At 40.2% G+C, this 17,407-nt stretch carries 20 protein-coding genes; 10 read left to right on the forward strand and 10 right to left on the reverse strand.

Annotated elements, in window-relative coordinates; all coding sequences use genetic code 11:
- Window positions 1-168 precede the first annotated feature (168 nt).
- The 3 genes from FS458_RS17705 to FS458_RS17715 are packed head-to-tail and all read right to left on the reverse strand — an operon-like array spanning window position 169 to window position 2,358.
- A complete protein-coding gene (locus tag FS458_RS17705; protein ID WP_144703874.1) occupies window positions 169-924 on the reverse strand; it encodes an SDR family NAD(P)-dependent oxidoreductase in 756 nt (251 codons plus the stop codon).
- Window positions 921-2,042, reverse strand: a complete 1,122-nt coding sequence (mutY, locus tag FS458_RS17710; protein ID WP_144703877.1) for an A/G-specific adenine glycosylase — start codon at window positions 2,040-2,042, stop codon at window positions 921-923. The genes FS458_RS17705 and mutY overlap by 4 nt, the downstream gene beginning before the upstream one ends.
- Window position 2,043: 1 nt before the next feature.
- The gene (locus tag FS458_RS17715; protein ID WP_144703880.1) at window positions 2,044-2,358 is read right to left on the reverse strand and encodes a hypothetical protein; all 315 of its coding nucleotides are present in this window, start codon (window positions 2,356-2,358) and stop codon (window positions 2,044-2,046) included.
- Window positions 2,359-2,396: 38 nt separating this feature from the next.
- On the opposite strand from FS458_RS17715, the gene FS458_RS17720 reads away from it, so the two are divergent.
- Window positions 2,397-3,398 (forward strand): metal-dependent hydrolase, encoded by a 1,002-nt coding sequence (locus tag FS458_RS17720; protein ID WP_144703882.1) that lies wholly within the window; start codon window positions 2,397-2,399, stop codon window positions 3,396-3,398.
- A gap of 13 nt (window positions 3,399-3,411) precedes the next feature.
- Here the strand turns inward: FS458_RS17720 and FS458_RS17725 are convergent, their stop codons facing one another.
- The gene (locus FS458_RS17725) at window positions 3,412-3,678 is read right to left on the reverse strand and encodes a YfhJ family protein (protein WP_144703885.1); all 267 of its coding nucleotides are present in this window, start codon (window positions 3,676-3,678) and stop codon (window positions 3,412-3,414) included.
- A 100-nt stretch (window positions 3,679-3,778) separates the two neighbouring features.
- On the opposite strand from FS458_RS17725, the gene sspK reads away from it, so the two are divergent.
- Window positions 3,779-3,934: a small, acid-soluble spore protein K gene (gene sspK, locus FS458_RS17730; RefSeq protein WP_066242730.1), complete on the forward strand. Its 156-nt coding sequence runs from the start codon at window positions 3,779-3,781 to the stop codon at window positions 3,932-3,934.
- Between the two features lie 39 nt (window positions 3,935-3,973).
- The gene (locus FS458_RS17735) at window positions 3,974-4,141 is read left to right on the forward strand and encodes a YpzG family protein (protein ID WP_077364736.1); all 168 of its coding nucleotides are present in this window, start codon (window positions 3,974-3,976) and stop codon (window positions 4,139-4,141) included.
- A gap of 284 nt (window positions 4,142-4,425) precedes the next feature.
- On the opposite strand, the gene FS458_RS17745 is transcribed toward FS458_RS17735, so the two are convergent.
- Window positions 4,426-4,731, reverse strand: coding sequence for a YfhH family protein (locus FS458_RS17745; RefSeq protein ID WP_144703891.1), 306 nt, complete (start codon window positions 4,729-4,731; stop codon window positions 4,426-4,428).
- Between the two features lie 58 nt (window positions 4,732-4,789).
- On the opposite strand from FS458_RS17745, the gene FS458_RS17750 reads away from it, so the two are divergent.
- A complete protein-coding gene (locus tag FS458_RS17750) occupies window positions 4,790-5,470 on the forward strand; it encodes an SDR family NAD(P)-dependent oxidoreductase (protein ID WP_313957541.1) in 681 nt (226 codons plus the stop codon).
- On the opposite strand, the gene recX is transcribed toward FS458_RS17750, so the two are convergent.
- From recX to FS458_RS17765, 3 genes are all read right to left on the reverse strand, one after another.
- Window positions 5,457-6,272, reverse strand: a complete 816-nt coding sequence (gene recX / locus FS458_RS17755) for a recombination regulator RecX (RefSeq protein ID WP_144703895.1) — start codon at window positions 6,270-6,272, stop codon at window positions 5,457-5,459. The genes FS458_RS17750 and recX overlap by 14 nt on opposite strands.
- A 407-nt stretch (window positions 6,273-6,679) precedes the next feature.
- Window positions 6,680-6,886, reverse strand: coding sequence for a YbdD/YjiX family protein (locus tag FS458_RS17760; RefSeq protein WP_197223011.1), 207 nt, complete (start codon window positions 6,884-6,886; stop codon window positions 6,680-6,682).
- Window positions 6,883-8,985 (reverse strand): carbon starvation CstA family protein, encoded by a 2,103-nt coding sequence (locus FS458_RS17765; RefSeq protein ID WP_144703898.1) that lies wholly within the window; start codon window positions 8,983-8,985, stop codon window positions 6,883-6,885. Before FS458_RS17765 ends, FS458_RS17760 begins: the two co-directional genes overlap by 4 nt.
- Before the next feature lie 103 nt (window positions 8,986-9,088).
- Between FS458_RS17765 and FS458_RS17770 the strand changes: the two genes are divergently transcribed.
- From FS458_RS17770 to FS458_RS17785, 5 genes are all read left to right on the forward strand, one after another.
- A complete protein-coding gene (locus FS458_RS17770; RefSeq protein WP_144703901.1) occupies window positions 9,089-9,982 on the forward strand; it encodes a TIGR01777 family oxidoreductase in 894 nt (297 codons plus the stop codon).
- A gap of 30 nt (window positions 9,983-10,012) precedes the next feature.
- Window positions 10,013-11,143 carry an amidohydrolase gene (locus FS458_RS17775; protein ID WP_144703904.1) on the forward strand — a complete coding sequence of 377 codons (1,131 nt, stop codon included), beginning with the start codon at window positions 10,013-10,015 and terminating at the stop codon, window positions 11,141-11,143.
- A 254-nt stretch (window positions 11,144-11,397) separates the two neighbouring features.
- On the forward strand, window positions 11,398-11,964 hold the full coding sequence (locus FS458_RS17780) for a GNAT family N-acetyltransferase (RefSeq protein WP_144703907.1): 567 nt from the start codon (window positions 11,398-11,400) through the stop codon (window positions 11,962-11,964).
- 90 nt (window positions 11,965-12,054) lie between these two features.
- Window positions 12,055-12,192 carry a hypothetical protein gene (locus FS458_RS20840; RefSeq protein ID WP_186320639.1) on the forward strand — a complete coding sequence of 46 codons (138 nt, stop codon included), beginning with the start codon at window positions 12,055-12,057 and terminating at the stop codon, window positions 12,190-12,192.
- Between the two features lie 121 nt (window positions 12,193-12,313).
- Window positions 12,314-12,478: a YfhD family protein gene (locus FS458_RS17785; protein WP_137791569.1), complete on the forward strand. Its 165-nt coding sequence runs from the start codon at window positions 12,314-12,316 to the stop codon at window positions 12,476-12,478.
- Between the two features lie 231 nt (window positions 12,479-12,709).
- On the opposite strand, the gene FS458_RS17790 is transcribed toward FS458_RS17785, so the two are convergent.
- Together FS458_RS17790 and rlmD are read right to left on the reverse strand one after the other, a co-directional pair.
- Window positions 12,710-13,273, reverse strand: a complete 564-nt coding sequence (locus FS458_RS17790) for a maltose acetyltransferase domain-containing protein (protein WP_144703910.1) — start codon at window positions 13,271-13,273, stop codon at window positions 12,710-12,712.
- Window positions 13,274-13,296: 23 nt separating this feature from the next.
- Window positions 13,297-14,685, reverse strand: coding sequence for a 23S rRNA (uracil(1939)-C(5))-methyltransferase RlmD (gene rlmD / locus FS458_RS17795; RefSeq protein ID WP_144703913.1), 1,389 nt, complete (start codon window positions 14,683-14,685; stop codon window positions 13,297-13,299).
- A 250-nt stretch (window positions 14,686-14,935) separates the two neighbouring features.
- On the opposite strand from rlmD, the gene FS458_RS17800 reads away from it, so the two are divergent.
- Window positions 14,936-17,368 carry a carbohydrate binding domain-containing protein gene (locus FS458_RS17800; RefSeq protein WP_260858800.1) on the forward strand — a complete coding sequence of 811 codons (2,433 nt, stop codon included), beginning with the start codon at window positions 14,936-14,938 and terminating at the stop codon, window positions 17,366-17,368.
- The last annotated feature ends 39 nt before the right edge of the window (window positions 17,369-17,407 follow it).

The raw sequence follows: 17,407 nt of genomic DNA on the forward strand, positions 1-17,407 counted from the left end.
GCTCATAAACCCTGGGAATCGCTCATAAACCCTGGGAATCGCTCATAAACCCTGGGAATCGCTCATAAACCCTGGGAATCGCTCGTCCAGCGAGCCTAACAGCCGCTGGACGAGCAAAAAAAACAAGCCCCTGCACTCGGCAGGGGCTTGTTTTCTTTCAAAGAAGTACTAAAAATTACTATAAGACTGTCCGCCATCTACGTTTAGCGTACTTCCAACGACCCATGATGCCTTTTTGGAAGCTAAAAACACCACAACGTTGGCTACTTCTTCTACTGTCCCGAATCGTCCGGCAGAAATATGTTCTTCCACAAACGAATTGATTTTATCTGGATCTTGTTCCAATCTTTTTTTCCAATTTCCTGTTTCATGCAAAATTGATCCAGGGGCAACGCCGTTTACTCGAATCCCCTTCTTGATCATCTCATCACCAAATGACTTTGTGAAGGAAATCATCGCGGCCTTGCTCGCATTGTAAGTGGGCTTACCACCCGATTCACGGCCAAAAATAGACGAAATGTTAATAATAGCTCCACCGTCAGATTTCCCAATCATTATTGCTGCCGCTCTCTTACTCAGATCGACTGCTGATAAAAAATTCAAATGCATAGCTTCTTCAAACTGCTCCATACTTGTCTCCATAACAGAAGAACCATTGCTCCCACCTGCATTGTTAACCAAGACATCTATTGTTCCAAACTTCGTAACGAAATCATCCATTACTCGTTCACGATCCTCAGCAATCGTTACATCACCTTGGAAAATTTCGATCCCTTCTTTTTGAGCAGCTTCGAGATCAGCCAAGTTACGACCGACGATCCCCACTTTTGCACCTTCTTCTAAAAAGGCATGGGCGATACCTTGACCGATCCCTTTAGATCCACCTGTAACAAGCACAACTTTACCTTCAAGATCTAAATTCATACGATTAACGCCTCCTTTATGAGCAGAATGATTTTTTGATGTGAGACAGGAAATGGATAATTTTCAAGTTCATCTACACGGACCCATTTCCAATCAGCAGGCAGCTGTTCCAAATCATCTTCACTTTCAATTTTTCCCTGCCATATTTGAATCTCCCATTTTAAGTGAGAAAACACATGCTCAATGTATCCTGCTTTTTCCTCTACAACCGCTCCAAAATCCGTCTGTTCTTGTACATATCCAACCAATGCCTCAATCTCTGCATCTTTGTGCTCCCCAACATACTCGGTGTTCGGAAATTCCCACATGTTAGCAAGCAATCCTTCAGATGGTCTTTTGTGAATGAGAATTTCCCCATCATGATTTAACAAAACACCTGCAGTCATCTTCGCTTTACGAACTTTTGTTTTTCCTAACTTTACAGGAAGTTCAGCTTGTCTTCCACTCTCAAACCCTCTGCATAATTCTCGCATCGGACATAATAAGCAAGCTGGTGATTTCGGCGTGCATATTAGTGCACCTAGCTCCATTAATGCTTGATTAAAAGAAGATGGATCTTCGTGTGAGATCAGCTCCCTTACTGCTTTTTCAAAAAGCACACGCGTTTTTGGTTTGCTGATATCTTCTTCGATCAATAGAATTCTGGATAAAACACGCATAACATTACCATCAACGGCTGGTTCTGGAATACCGTAAGCGATGCTAAGGACCGCTCCTGCTGTATAAGGGCCAACTCCCTTTAATCCAGCGATCTCTTTTGGCGTATTCGGTACTTTTCCTCCATAAGATTCGCATACTTCTTTTACTGCGGTTTGTAAGTTTCGAACTCGGGAATAATAACCTAGACCCTCCCATGCTTTTAAGACTTTTTCTTCATCCGCGTAAGCGAGGTCTTGCAGCGTTGGGAACAGTTGAGTAAATCGTTCAAAATAAGGAATGACCGTGTCTACTCTTGTTTGTTGAAGCATAATCTCAGAGACCCAGACACGGTAAGGGTCTTGATTTTCTCGCCAAGGCAATGTTCGTTTGTTCTCGTTATACCAAGTTAACAAATGGTCTTGAAATTGTTTCACATATGAATCATTGAGGGAAAATATACTATTACTTGTTGTGTTCAATTTACAGATCTTCCTTTGTGTTTAGCTTTTCAAACGCCCAGCAATGGATTTTTTCTAACCCTCCTGTTACACATTCGTCAAGGATTGAAAAAACAGGATGCTGAAGAGATGTTCGATTTTTTTTAATCGTATCATATGTTGCTTGATCGTTAACTTGGAAACATTCAACATATAATGAAGGCTGATCTGCAGCTCTGTACCATTGAATATCAGAAGCACCACTAGCTTTAAGCTCATTGATAACAGAATCCATTTGAGACTCATACAATTGAATGAAATCTGGACTTACTTTATACTCCATAAAAACCGTTAACATATTCTTTTCACTCCATTCCTACATAGGAGGTGATCGCCTTGGATACAGGCACACATATTGTGATGGGGCTCGGGTTAGGTGGTTTAGCGATGCTGGACCCTGCAATTGCAAATGATCCAGTAACCTCCCAAGCTATTCTTGCTGGGACTTTGATTGGTTCCCAAGCACCCGACTTTGACACAGTACTCAAACTAAAAAATAATGCGGTATACATCCGCAATCACAGAGGACTCACACATTCATTGCCAGCACTCGTAATATGGCCAATGCTTTTATTTGGGGCTATCTCATTATTTGTTCCAGAAGCCGATAACGGAAAGCTTTTATTATGGACAGCGATTGCCGTTTTCCTTCATGTTTTCGTTGATATCTTTAATGCTTACGGCACACAAGCTCTATACCCGGTTTCAAAGAAATGGATCGCGCTTGGTGTTATCAGTATCTTTGATCCCTTTATCTTTTTCTTGCATATCGGAGGCTTGCTACTCTGGTATATAGGTGTTGATCCCGGATACACGTTTCTAACGGTTTACAGCATACTCGTTGTTTATTACATCATTCGGATTATATCCAGACAGCGTGTGAACAAGATCGTGCTGAAAAAGATTCCAGAAGCGGAAGAAATCTATGCCAGCCCGACCATTCGTTGGGGACAGTACCATCTAGCCATTAAATCGAAACACGAATTCTTCGTAGCCGGTTTAAAAAATGGAAAAGTAACGGTTTGGGATACTTTCGATCGTCTTGCTGTTCCAAAAACAAAATTGATTGAAGCTGCGAAAAAGGACAAAAATATATCTGCTTTTCTTTCGTTCTCCCCAGTACACCGATGGGAAGTCGAAAAGAACGATCACGGACACCTCGTTCAATTTATTGATCTTAGGTATAGAAGTAAAGGACACTACCCTTTTGTCGCGATGGTACAGCTAGATGAGAACTTGAACATCATTACTTCCTTTACAGGATGGGTGTATTCTGAAGACCGTCTGAAAAAGAAGATGGAGTTCTCACCGCTCGACCTTATCAACAATAATGAATAGGAAGAAGACGGGCTTATTGAATAGGCCCGTCTTTTTTTACGAATCGCTGAAATTTAGGATTGTTTGAAAAATACTCGTGAAGCTTATGACCATAAGAAGTAATCAGCTGTGTTACCATCTTCTCGGTAACCTCTTGTCCTTCATATTCCCATCCCGCTTTCGCTCGAGTAGACTCAAAATCTTCCCATAATCCTTCCACCCATTCCCTAGCTTCTTGATTTGTAAGGGCTGGGTTCTTTTTTTGCAGTAGTTTCGCCAATCTGTCAAAACGCTCTTCCATTATTCTCCCTCCTTATCCAATTTTTAAAGAAACCCCCGTCACATAAAGGGTTCTCTCACGTTTCATACTAGTTGAGAACCGATAACAAGGAGGTAATCACATGCGTAACAAATCAAAAAACTTCCCTAATCGGATCTCCTTCTCAGGTGAGCCGAGATCAAAAGAAGAATTCTCTTCTAAACGGCCAGATGGATCCATTCGTGACCATCCGCAGGAACGAATGTTTTTATCCAATCAACACCGAGATGATCAGTAACTCTTGCGGTTATGAATTTCATTCTGGGGGGTGAATCAGTTGAACAAGAAAGACTACTTCTCATCAACGCGATTTAACGGTAAATATTCTGACCCCTTTCACTCACCGCGTGCCAATTCGAAGCATGCGTACAATCAAGTGAACGGGGAAACCCAGCAAGCATTAAATAACTATGTGCTTGAAATTCAAACACGTAAGCGTTCATAGTGACGAATAAAGGAGCGGTCCTGTACCGCTTCTTTATTTTGTTTATTATGTTTATAGCCTTTGTTGATTTCTGTTTTGAAGTTAATATCTTTTAGTGTTTACAATGCTTCTCTGACTAGTTGATTAGAGTGTAAGGTGCGAGACTCCTGGGGGATCAGCGGGACAGGTGAGACACCTAAGGTCGCAAAGCGACGAGGTGGCTCACCGCACGCCCCCCCGGAAAGGGAGCACCTGAAACGGAGATCAACCACTTCCATAAACATCATTGTAAATACTTATACTTTTTATTCTAGAACTGAAATCGGCAAAGCTTCGAGTGCACTTTGTTTATTTTTGTAACCCCAGGCAAAAATACCATTTAAGTACAGCACTGAAAACGTCGACCCCGGGTCTCCTTGAATTCCGTACTCTTTTCCGCTTTCGATCATTGAAGGATCCATCAAGTAGCATTTGCCCATCGCGATCTTTCGTTCATAAACAGCGTACTCACTTACCATGCCCATTTGTTCTGCTTTTTGTGCCTTAGCTCGAAGGGAAGCAATTTCGCCTTTAATTTCAACTTCTGTCATCTCGCTGAATCTTTTTTCCATTTGATTACTTCCTTTCTTTTCTGTACCCTATATATGCTTAAGAACTAACTACATAGGAGTGATAATTTTGAATAAGACTGTCATTATTACAGGAGGCGGTTCTGGTTTAGGACTCGCACTAGCCCGTGAATATAATAAAACGTACAACGTATATCTCGTTGGCCGTAATGAGCAAAAATTAGAGCAAGCTGTTCAATCATTCGCTCACAGCGAAAACAAAGTATCGTATAAAGTTTGTGATGTTACCGATTACGCAAAAACCGAATCCATGCTTCAATCCATCTTCCAAAGTGAGAACGTTCACGCTTTGATCAACAATGCAGGTATGGGTGTATTTGAGCCGCTTGAAGACTTAACAAAAACAGATATAACAGAAATGCTCGAAACGAATGTTTACGGCACCATTTTTCCGACTAAGCTTGCCTTTAAGCTATTTAAAAAGCAAGGCTTCGGCAAAGTAATGAACATCATTTCCACAGCCGGCTTACGCGGAAAAGTAAATGAATCTGTTTATTGTGCTTCTAAATTTGCCGTTAGAGGATTTACAGAAAGTCTCGTAAAGGAATGGGATGGCACTCATATCTATCCAACAGCAGTTTATATGGGCGGAATGGATACCCCTTTCTGGGATGATTCCAATCATATTGCAGATCGCTCTCGATTAAAGTCTCCGGAGCAGGTTGCTGCCCTAATCGTTGAACAGGACGACAACAGACCTGAGATCTTTATAGATCGTTAAGTTCATCACCGCTAAGCAGTTCTGAAATAACTCCAGAATCGAAGCCTTTGCTGTATAGAAATTTCTTCATGCGTGACTCGTATTCAAAGCCACTATACTTTTTATATTTTTGATGAGCTTTGCGAGCATGTACCAGCAAGGCTTCTTTTTCGTCTTCGGCAGATTGACTGATCTTCGCCTCTTGAAATGCCATTTCAATCACTTCCCACGAATAGCCTTTTTGCTGAAGCTGCTGAGCGATCCTCTGCTTCTGTTCTTTCTCAGAACGCTTCTTTCCGCTTGAAAATTGTTTTTGAATAAATGTAATACTCGCTTCTAGTTGCTCCTCATAACTGAACTGATCGAGAGCCTCTTCCGTATTACGTTCACTGATTCCTTTTTTCTTCAGCTCCTGCCGAATCATTCCTGGTCCTTTAAATGATGTGTTCATACGGCTTCTTACGAGTGATTTCGCAAAGGTTTGGTCATTCACAAAATCATACTCCGAAAGTTTTTGCAGAACTCGTTTGATCGTGGATTCAGGAACTTCTTTCTTTACTAGATATACCTCGATCTCATGAGCAGTACGCATTCGAAAAGATAAATAATGAAGTGCTTTATTAAATGCTTTTCGATATTGATCTTCTTCAATGATGGATTCCCATTCTTCTTCATCGATCTCCATACCTTTTTGAAGAGAAAACTTTATTAAAACATCTGCGTCTACACTAAATGCAAATTCTTCTTTTGGCCCTTTTTGTATAAAAATATTAAATCGTTCGTCGTTTTTTTGCTGAGCAGAAATCCTTGTTATAACAGCCATCTACCCACCTTCTTTCACCAAATAGTGTACCATATCTTATGGATTTCGTGCTGTTTGAACAGCCTTCAAACTATCGAATAGTATCTGTATGAGAAAGTTAACGGAAACAAGCACCTTACCTTTAGATGAAACACGGAAATTTAAGGAGCATCGGCGGTTAGAACTGATTTTCAGGTGTAAAAAGCGCAGGCACGGGTGCTTACGCGGCATTCTCAGGTGTAAATCGGTACATCACAGGTGGTTAACCCCACTTTACCGGTGAACGTGTAATAAAATATAAAAACACATACCGTAAAAAGCACACCTCCCTGCCCCCTACTCACCCATTCATCACATAAAAAAGCACCCTCCCCGTTTGGAGAGAATGCTTTTTTAATGAAAGTGCAACCTGCACTTATAAAGGCTTATCAACAGCGTTTTGCATTTGCGCCATATTTATTTTCGAGCAACTCTGCAAAAAACTCTTTTTCAGTCGGAGGTGTGCGATCGGGATGATTCTCTTTTAGATGTTTCACATAAGCTTGGTAATCAGGCAGATTTGAGATTCCCTTTCCGATATATAAAAGGATTTGAAAGATATCTTTCACCCATTTCCAAGCGGCATGAAATGTCACGATACATCACCAAGCTTTGTTTGCACAAATGGCTCTTCAACTGTTTCTAAAGGCTTCTCACTCTTAACAGCTTTGTACCAGATGCGCATCGCATCAATCAGTACACCTAGAATGAGCAACATAAAGATCGCGGTTAAATAAGCGTTTAACGTATTGTTGAAGACTAGCTGTTTAGCAGCTTCCATGGAAGGTACAGTTGCCGGCAAGTTTCCGCTCGCAATTGCTTCCTTCATCACTTCTGCTTGCTTTAAGAAACCGATTTTCGGAACATCAGAAAAAATCTTTTGCCAAGCCGCATAAAACGTTACAATCATCAGCCAAGCAAGAGGAACCAACGTCACCCATACAAACTTTTTCTTACCCATCTTCAAAATAACAGTTGTTGCCACGATAAGTGCGATAGCCGCTAACATTTGGTTAACGATACCGAACAATGGCCATAGTGTATTGATGCCGCCTAACGGATCCGTTACACCGACGACTAAGAAATAACCCCAGCCTGCAACGACTAACGCACTCGTGAAATATACAGCTGGCATAGAATCTGTTTTTCGTAAAGGTTTGTAAATTTGTCCAAGAAGATCTTGAAGCATAAACCTACCTACCCGTGTACCAGCGTCAATAGTGGTCAATATGAATACAGCTTCAAATAATATCGCAAAATGGTACCAGAACGCCATCAACTGTGGTCCACCGATCACTTGCGAGAAAATTTGTGCGATCCCTACAGCTAATGACGGAGCACCACCTGTTCGAGAAAGGATCGATTCTTCGTCTACATTTTCAGCGAGTTCATTGATCTCATCCGCTGATACCGTGAATCCCCAAGAAGATATCGTAGTAGCAGCTGTCGCGACATCCGTTCCGATCGCAGCACCTGGAGAGTTGATCGCAAAATAGATTCCTGGAGTTAGAAGCGTTGCCGCTACCATCGCCATGATCGCGACAAAAGATTCTGTTAACATTCCTGCATAACCGATCATAGGAGCATGCTGCTCGTTCGCGATTAGTTTAGGCGATGTTCCTGATGAGATCAAAGCATGGAAACCAGAGATGGCTCCACAAGCAATCGTAATGAACAAGAATGGAAAAAGGTTTCCTGCGAATACCGGACCAGTTCCATCAATAAATTTAGTAAGTGCAGGCATTTGAATCTCAGGCATTACGATAAGAATACCGAGTGCCATCATTCCGATTACCCCTACTTTTAGGAATGTGCTGAGATAGTCTCTTGGTGCAAGAAGCATCCAAACAGGAAGAACGGATGCAAGAAAACCATAAAAGATCAACATCCAAGCTAAAGTCTCACCATCAAATGTAAAAAGAGGTGCAAGTGTTGGAGAATCTGCAACCCATTGGCCGCTGACTAACGCAAAAATCAATAATACAAAACCAATAATGGACGCTTCCCCTACTCTACCCGGGCGAAGATAGCGCATATATACACCCATGAAAAGAGCGATGGGAATAGTCATGGCAATCGTGTATGTACCCCATGGGCTTGATTTAAGTGCGTTAACAACTACTAGTGCAAGAACGGCAATTAAAATAACCATAATAGCAAAAACACCGATAAGCGCTAGCATTCCACCAACTGGTCCTATTTCTTCTTTAGCAATCTGACCGATTGATTTACCTCTGCGTCTCATGGAAATAATTAAAATAACAAAATCTTGTACAGCACCGGCTAGAACTGCTCCGACAATAATCCAGATGGTACCAGGCAGATATCCCATCTGTGCCGCTAATGTTGGACCAACAAGTGGACCAGCACCCGCGATCGCTGCAAAATGGTGTCCATAGAGTACCCATTTGTTTGTCGGTACATAATCCTTACCATCTGCATATCTTTCTGCAGGTGTTGCATTGTTCTTATTAAGGCTGAAGATTTTTGTAGCAATGAATCGTGCATAAAAGCGGTAAGCAATAGCATACGTACACAAGGAAGCAACAACAAACCAGATTGCATTGATCTTCTCGTCTCTTTGGAGCGCGATGATCGATAAGGCGATTCCCCCAGCTAAAGCAATCCCAATCCATAACAGCGCTTTCAAAAAGGGGTTCTTCTTTTTTGCTTGCACATTTCTTTGGAGCTCCATAAGCCTTCTTTCCTCCTCAATAGGGTAATATAATATGTACAAGATGAATTATAACAAATATTCATAATTTTTAAATAAATAAATTGGAAAGAGGTGGATTATCTTGAAAAGAATCTTAGTAACCGGAGGCACTGGCTTTGTAGGAGGATTTCTGACCAAACACCTTACATCGCTTGGAAATGAGGTCTTTATTCTGACAAGAAAAGATAAACAGTCAGAGGAAAAAGGCGTTCAATATGTGCAATGGATGGGAAGCAATGAACCTGACCTGCCTCCGATCGATGCAGTTGTAAACCTTGCTGGAGAATCCATAAATGGCAGATGGACCGATGAAAAGAAAAAGTCGATCTTAAACAGCCGTTTAAAAGTTACAGAAGAATTATTAAAGCTTGTTAAGAAGATGCCACAAAAGCCTTCTGTTTGGGTTAACGCTTCTGCCATTGGTTATTATGGAACTTCTGAAACCGAAGTTTTCACAGAGAGGTCATCCAAGCATGGCTCTGACTTTTTAGCTGAAGTCGTAAGAGCATGGGAAACGAAAGCATCAGAAGCAAAATCTCTCGGTATCAGAACGGTTTTTACACGATTCGGTCTGGTACTAGGTAAAGACGGTGGAGTACTTCCCCAGCTAAGCCTTCCTTATCGTTTTTTTGCAGGTGGTACGGTTGGTTCAGGCAAGCAGTGGGTTTCGTGGGTACACGTGGAAGACGTAGCAAAACTCATTACGGAAGCCATAGAGAATGATCAATATTCAGGACCTGTTAATGTAACTTCCCCGCACCCCGTGACAATGAAAGAATTCGGTCAAGCAACAGGTGACGCTATGCATCGCCCACACTGGCTGCCTGCACCTTCCATAGCTTTTAAGATCATGTTTGGAGAAATGAGTATGTTGATTCTAAAGGGACAGCAGGTACTTCCAGAAAAAGCGCAAAACATAGGCTATACGTTCTCCTATCCACAATTAAAGGGGGCTTTACATGATTTGTTACAATGATAATAAAAATAATTTATCAGGTGACACATTATGAAAACATTAATTCAAAAAGCGAAAGTGTATCCAATTACGAGCAGTGAACTTCAGCAAGGCGACGTACTAGTTGAAAACGGCAAAATCATAGCTGTCGAAACGCATATTGAGCCAACAGCTGATATGGAGATCATCCAAGCTGAAAATCTGCATCTTCTTCCTGGATTCATTGATGTTCACACTCATCTAGGATTATATGATGAAGGAACAGGATGGGCTGGAAATGATGCTAATGAGACACACGAGGTGCTTACTCCTCATATTCGTGCGATCGATGGCTGTCATCCACTAGACATCGCCTTTAAGGATGCAGTACGTTTTGGAGTGACGACTGCACACATCATGCCTGGAAGTGCAAATGTTATTGGTGGAACGACCTCTGTCATTAAAACGCACGGACACGATATTAGAAAAATGATCATAAAGGAAACGGCTGGTCTTAAAATCGCATTAGGTGAAAATCCAAAACGAATTCATAGTGGACGTCATAATGATTCCATCACTCGGATGGGCATTATGGGTATGCTGCGTGAAGCTTTTTATCAAGCAAAAGATTCAGCTTACCAAGATAATTTACGTGTTGCACCGATCGCAGCCGCATTAAACCGAGAGATTCCTGTTCGCATTCATGCTCACCGTGCAGATGATATTCTTTCTGCTATCCGTTTTGCTGAAGAATTCAACTTAGACTTTCGTATTGAACATTGTACAGAAGGTCATCTCATTGCGGACTCATTCAAAGATTTAAATTTAAAAGTTAGTGTTGGTCCAACACTAACGCGAAAGTCAAAGATTGAACTGAAGAACAAATCGTGGGAAACGTATCGCATACTATCGGAAAATAATGTTGAGGTTTCAATCACGACCGATCACCCTTACATTCCGATTCAATATTTAAACGTTTGCGCGGCAATTGCCGTTAGAGAAGGATTGAGTGAAAAAAAAGCGCTTGAAGGCATCACTATTGCTCCTGCTAAGAACCTTGGAATTGATGATCGAGTAGGTAGTATTGAGCCCGGAAAAGATGCCGATTTATCCCTCTGGACTGAGCATCCGTTCCACTTTTCTGCTACCCCAGTCATGACCATGATTGACGGAGAAATAATTTACAAAAAATCTACAAAATAACTATTTTCTTTTTTGAAAAAATGTCTTATTATACAAATAGAGCAACATGCGGATTAAGCGAATCCGGAACATTTTAAAGGTCGCTCCAGAATCAAATACAACATTATTTTCATAAATTAAATACTGAAGCAAGGGAAGGCAATTGGTGCGCCACCAGCTATGACTGGTCCTAGTGGGTTCGATTCCCACCCCGAATTAATTTTTATTCTTAATTCGAGGGTGGGGGATAACTCTGCCCTCTAGGAGGGATTAAATTGTTGAAAAAGCGTGATTTATCAGACAGTCATGTTCTTTACAATTTAATGGTGCACCCAGACGTCTTCCCTTTTGTGCGTCAAAAAGCTGCTTCATTCGAGGAATTTCTATTTCTAACGAAGCAAACGATCGAGGAAGAAGACCAAGGAAACATTATTTCCAGAACGATTTTGGATGAGTGGCATAATCCAATCGGCACCATTAATTTATTCGATGTCCAAGATGGCTATGGCTTTCTTGGCACGTGGATTGGTCAGCCTTACTTCGGAAAAGGGTATAATTCTTTAGCAAAAGAAGCTTTCTTTTCTGAATTATTCTATGAGAAAGATATCCACACAATCTTTATGCGTATTCGCAAAGTAAATATTCGTTCACAAAAAGCAGCTGAAAAGATTCCTTATGTGACGTTAGCCAACGAAACAAGAAAAGATGTTTATGATCAGTTAAACCAAGGACAGGATATCTATAACCTTTATCAGATTGAAAAAGATAACTACCTCATGCACATGCTTCGTACACAAACACAGTCTCTGGAAATTATTGAAGAACAGTTAAAGGAAGCTTAATACAGGTAACTTGTACACTTACTCTGCGCATACTAATAAACATCACTTCCATTTGGAGTGATGTTTATTTTTTTGTAAGGAGGTAATGTCATGGAGAGTATAAAACAACAAGCAAAAGAAAGAAATGACGATCTAACTAAAACTCAAGAGATTCTTTATAAAGAGGAATTAAAATCTGCAGAATCAACAGCAGAGACACAAGAGATGACAAACGAAGATAATTCCTAAAAGGATGATTCTTCCTCTAATATTTAGCTAAAAAATGCACATTCTATAGTTGAGGACAAGTTCCTCAAATGCTTTTGATTTACGTTTCAAAACATCGTGATATCTTTAAGGAGGTATTTGTGTGGAAAAACGTAACCGAAAGTCCTCATTGCACAACAATGCTAAAGCTTCTCAAGCCAAAGGACTTGATGTCGAGTACTCAAGTGAATTGGCAGATCAAAACGATCTTGAAGCACAAGCACGTGCACAAGCCGCTGACCGACGTCAGAAAAATAGTCGTCGCTAAGTGCAAAAAGACCTGCTGGGATAGCAGGTCTTTTTTTAATATAGAAATCTTGATGCTCTACCTGTCTTGTGGATAAAGTTATCCACAGAGTTGTTAATAATGTTGATACATACAATTTTACGACATCTTAATGTGTGCAATTTTGTGCAAAACTTTTAAGTTATGCACATTTTCTGTGGAAAAACATGTGGATAGTGTGTATATTTCTGAATTTTTCAAGCTTTAAATATATTATTTCATTTCAATCGTTTTAATTATCTTAGCTGGATTCCCTCCAACTACTACATTTGCAGGAACGTTTTTAGTCACTACCGCTCCTGAAGCGACTACTGCATTATCCCCAATTTTTACACCTGGATTAATAATAGCTCCTCCACCAAGCCAAACGTTATTTCCGATATCGATAGGCTTTCCATACTCAGCCCCAGAATTTCTTTCTACTGGATCTAACGGATGAGTAGCTGTATAGATATGAACACCTGGTGCTAACATGCAGTTATCACCAAAACGCACCTCACATACATCTAAAATAGTGCAGTCAAAGTTTGCATAAAAATTTTCCCCTACATGAATGTTGTAGCCATAATCACATTTGAAGTTAGGCTCTATTCCAACATTTTGACCGGTTGAACCAAATAATTGTTTGATCAAGGAATTCCGTTTATCCCATTCCTCTTCTGTTGTCGCGTTGTATTCTCGGGTCAATTTTCTCGCTTGGATACGTTCGTTAACAAGCAGCTGATCATCCGCACGATACATTTCTCCATCGATCATTTTTTCTTTTTCCGTTTTCATGCAGCACCGTTCCTTTCAACTAACTATTTAAGAACTAATGTACATACAGCTTCAACTTGTGATGTTTGAGGAAACATATCCACAGGAGTGATCTGCTCTACCTTATAACCATTACTTATTAACATGTGGACATCTTTCGCTAATGTTGAAGGGTTACAAGAAACGTACACCATTTTTTTAGGTTTTGTTTTTATTATCGTTTCTAAGAAAACAGGATCACACCCTGTTCTCGGTGGATCTACGACTACTACGTCAGGTTGCCAGCCTTCTTTTACCCATTTCGGGAGAAGTTTTTCAGCTTTTCCTGTCTCATAATAAGCGTTTTTAATTTGGTGTTTTTCAGCATTCTTTCTTGCATCCATGATGGATTCTTTAATGATGTCCATCCCTCTTACTTCTTCTGCACCATTCGCAAGCCACATGCCGATCGTACCCGAACCGCAATAAGCATCGACGACCTTTTCATTACCAGTCAGATTGGCCTGTCTTTTTACTTCGTTATATAAGTTTACAGTCTGCTCAGGATTCAACTGGAAAAACGCACGTGCTGATAGCTCAAAACGAAGATCGCCAAGATGTTCAGTTATCGTATCTTTTCCGAATATACCCTCCGTCTGTTGACCAAATACGAGCGACGTTTTCTCTTCATTTACATTTTGAACAAAGGAAGTCACTTGAGGCAGTCTTTTCTTGATCTCTGCCACAAAAATTTCTTTTTTTGGCAGCTCATTCGTTGCAGTTACGATGACTAACTGAATTTCATCCGTACGGAAGGCTGTTCTAACTACAATGGTACGTATGCTGCCTGTTTGTTTTCTTTCGTCATATATAGGTAGATTCAGATCTCTAATGATCTGTTTAACTTTATTCGTGACAATATTCGTATCTTCATGTTGTACGAGACAGTGATCAATGTTGATCAACTTATGTGAGTTTGAGCTATAAAGCCCTGCGATTACAGTATCGTCGATCTTTCCAACTTGAAATTGAGACTTATTTCGATATGCCCAAGGCTCGTCCATTCCAATTGTATTTCTCACATTCAATTTATCTCTATGAATCTTTGTGTATCGCTCAAAAGCCTGCACAACGATATCTCGTTTTTCTCTTAGTTGAGCTGCATAAGACATATGCTGAATCTGACATCCGCCACATGTCTCATAGATTGGACAAGGTGGTGTTACTCTATCTTTGGACTTTTTAAATACTTTTTTTATCTTCGCTTCTGCTCGGTTTGGATAGACCTTTGTAATAATAACCGACATTTCTTCACCGGGAATGGCTCCAGGAACAAAGACTACTTGTCTTTGATGAAATCCAATTCCTTCACCGTTGATGCCTAATCGTTTAATTAGAAGCGGAATTGTTTCACCTATCTTCATAATAGGGTTGTTTTGTTTCGTATTTTTCATAATAATATTCACTCGTTTCTTAGCTAAAAGTGGCTTTCCTTATTGTAGACGAAACTCGCATGTTCTACCAACTTCAAATTCAATCGGAAAATGATTTTATACAAAAACAATACTAAAGTCAGATTGTGTTGGATTTTTAAAATCTCTATAATAGCTTTAACGAAAGCGCTTTCGTAAACAGCGCTTATATATTTTTAGTTTTCCCGAAACCGCTTTCGATTTACTGTTTATAAAAGGAGGATATTGCACAGTGAAAAAAATTTATGCTTTTGCTCTCTCTGCTTTATTAATGATGCCAAGCGGTGGGACCGCCTCTGCAGATGACGATGTGGATAAAGAAGTACAAAAAAAGAAAGGCAAAGCGAAATGGTCTCTTACTTGGTCTGATGAATTTAACAAACCTCCAATTGACCCCAAAAAATGGACGTATGATATAGGTAACTGGATAAAAGATGAAGAGGGCAATCTTATTACGCCTGGTTGGGGAAACAATGAAAAACAATATTATACAAACTCAGATGAGAACTCATTTATTAAAGATGGTAAATTAATTATTCGTGCTAAAAAAGAGAACACAACGGATGATTCTGGTAACTATGATTATACATCCGCTAAGCTAAAAACAAAGGGACTATTTAGTCAAACGTATGGCCGTTATGAGGTTCGTGCAAAATCTCCTACAGGTAAAGGGTTATGGCCAGCGGTTTGGATGTTACCCGAAAAAGATCGATATGGTGGATGGGCGGCATCAGGTGAAATAGACATCATGGAAGCTTGGGGAAGTAAACCAAATAAAGTGGCTGGCACGCTCCATTATGGTGAGACTTGGCCAAACAATCGTTATACAGGAAAAGAATTTGAATTTCCTTTTAACGAGGGAATCAATACTTGGCACACCTATGCCATCGAATGGGAACCTGGTGAGATCAGATGGTATGTAGATGGTAAACTGTATCAGACCCAAAATGAGTGGTATGCAAAAGGACCAAATAATCCGATCAAGTACTCGTATCCAGCGCCATTCGATCAAAACTTTTATTTAATCATGAACCTAGCTGTTGGCGGTTGGTTTGATGGAGATCCCGATGAAACGACTACGTTCCCTCAACAGATGGAGATTGATTATGTTCGTGTATATGAGTTAAAAAACCGCGATTACCGAGATCCAGTGGAACCTTCTCCAAAGCCTGTTGAACTGCCTGAAGATGCCAAACAACCTCTTGAAGATGGAAACCTCATTTATGACGGGAACTTTGAAAGACCATTTACTCGTATCGATCAAAATGAAACACCTTTCGATACATCCTACTGGAACCTTGTTACTCTTCCTGAATTTGGTGGTGAGGCTTCTGTAGAAAAGGAAATGATCGATAACAAGAATTTTGCGGTGATCACTCCATACGTTCCTGGATCATTTTCACATTCTGTACAAGCCATTCAACTTCTTTCACTCGGCAAAAGCGGACGTTACAAAGTTAGCTTTGATGCAAAAGCAGCATCTGATCGACAAATGACTGTTAAAGTAGGCGGTGGCGCAGATCGTGGTTGGGGTAAATACTCGAATGAAGAAAATATCAAATTAGGCACTGCACTTTCAAGTTATTCCTTTACCTTCGATATGCTTGTCGATACAGATCTTGCGGCTCGATTAGAATTCAATCTAGGAAACAACGGAAGCGTTCCGGTTTGGATTGGTAACGTACGTGTTGAAGAAGTTACAAATGAACCGATTGATGAATCCGCCTCTAAGCCACCACTTCGCGATGGTAACCACATTTATAATGGAACATTTGATCAAGGTGCGATGGATCGATTAACGTATTGGAAATTTGTTTCCAAACACAAAAAAGATAGAGCTGTTGTTAGTGAGAAATCTCGTGAATTTCATGCTGATTTAAAGGGACACTCTTCTAAGAAAACAGATAAATACCTTGTTCAAAAAGGAATCCAATTGATCAAAGGAAATGAATACCTTTTAACTTTTAAAGGAAAAGCCGATAGAGCTCGATCCATTGAAATTGGTGTGTTAGATGAAAGCGGCAAACAGTTCTATGTAACACCAGCTAAAGTAACTCTGAACAAAAAGAGTGATTCGCACGAGGTAAGATTTATGTATGAAGGAGAAACGTCAGATTATAATAGCCAGTTAATCTTTTACTTAGGCGGCAATCCTGCTGATGTTTACTTAGATGACATTTTTCTAAAGAAACTAACCAATATTCCCGATTACAACGATGTAGAGATGAATCCATTGAAAAATGGAGATTTTCTTTCCGGCCTTTCATTTTGGAACCCCTATATTCATTACGATGCTAATGCTGTAATCATGAGTGAGGAAGGTAAAGCCAAGATTAACATCGATTCTGAAGGAAATGAGCCATGGAGCATTCTTTTAGAACAAGGCAATTTAAAGCTAGTTGAGGGATTGAATTACGAACTACGTTTTTCGGTTTCCTCACAGATCACTCGCAACATAGAAGTAACGTTAGAGAACGCACAATTTGAGCGTTATTTTGCAGAGAACGTTGAAATTGCTAATGAAGAAACTACTTACACATTCCAAATCACCCCTACAAAATCAGATACGATGTCCTTGAAGTTTCTTTTTGGTAAAAGTCCTTTATCACCACTAGGCAAACATGAAATATACCTCGATGACGTACAGCTATCTGTTTTAAAATAATCCTTGAACGCTTAAACCACTGTCTTCTCAAACATAGGT

The organism is Fictibacillus phosphorivorans, assembly GCF_007673525.1.
GTDB lineage: Bacteria > Bacillota > Bacilli > Bacillales > Fictibacillaceae > Fictibacillus > Fictibacillus phosphorivorans_C.

Bases quoted from the DNA above. Each gene is read 5' to 3' on its own strand.
- FS458_RS17705 (WP_144703874.1), bottom strand. From the start codon at position 924: ATGAATTTAGATCTTGAAGGTAAAGTTGTGCTTGTTACAGGTGGATCT.
- FS458_RS17715 (WP_144703880.1), bottom strand. From the start codon at position 2,358: ATGTTAACGGTTTTTATGGAGTATAAAGTAAGTCCAGATTTCATTCAA.
- FS458_RS17725 (WP_144703885.1), bottom strand. From the start codon at position 3,678: ATGGAAGAGCGTTTTGACAGATTGGCGAAACTACTGCAAAAAAAGAAC.
- sspK (WP_066242730.1), top strand. From the start codon at position 3,779: ATGCGTAACAAATCAAAAAACTTCCCTAATCGGATCTCCTTCTCAGGT.
- FS458_RS17745 (WP_144703891.1), bottom strand. From the start codon at position 4,731: ATGGAAAAAAGATTCAGCGAGATGACAGAAGTTGAAATTAAAGGCGAA.
- recX (WP_144703895.1), bottom strand. From the start codon at position 6,272: ATGGCTGTTATAACAAGGATTTCTGCTCAGCAAAAAAACGACGAACGA.
- FS458_RS17765 (WP_144703898.1), bottom strand. From the start codon at position 8,985: ATGGAGCTCCAAAGAAATGTGCAAGCAAAAAAGAAGAACCCCTTTTTG.
- FS458_RS17775 (WP_144703904.1), top strand. From the start codon at position 10,013: ATGAAAACATTAATTCAAAAAGCGAAAGTGTATCCAATTACGAGCAGT.
- FS458_RS20840 (WP_186320639.1), top strand. From the start codon at position 12,055: ATGGAGAGTATAAAACAACAAGCAAAAGAAAGAAATGACGATCTAACT.
- FS458_RS17790 (WP_144703910.1), bottom strand. From the start codon at position 13,273: ATGAAAACGGAAAAAGAAAAAATGATCGATGGAGAAATGTATCGTGCG.
- rlmD (WP_144703913.1), bottom strand. From the start codon at position 14,685: ATGAAAAATACGAAACAAAACAACCCTATTATGAAGATAGGTGAAACA.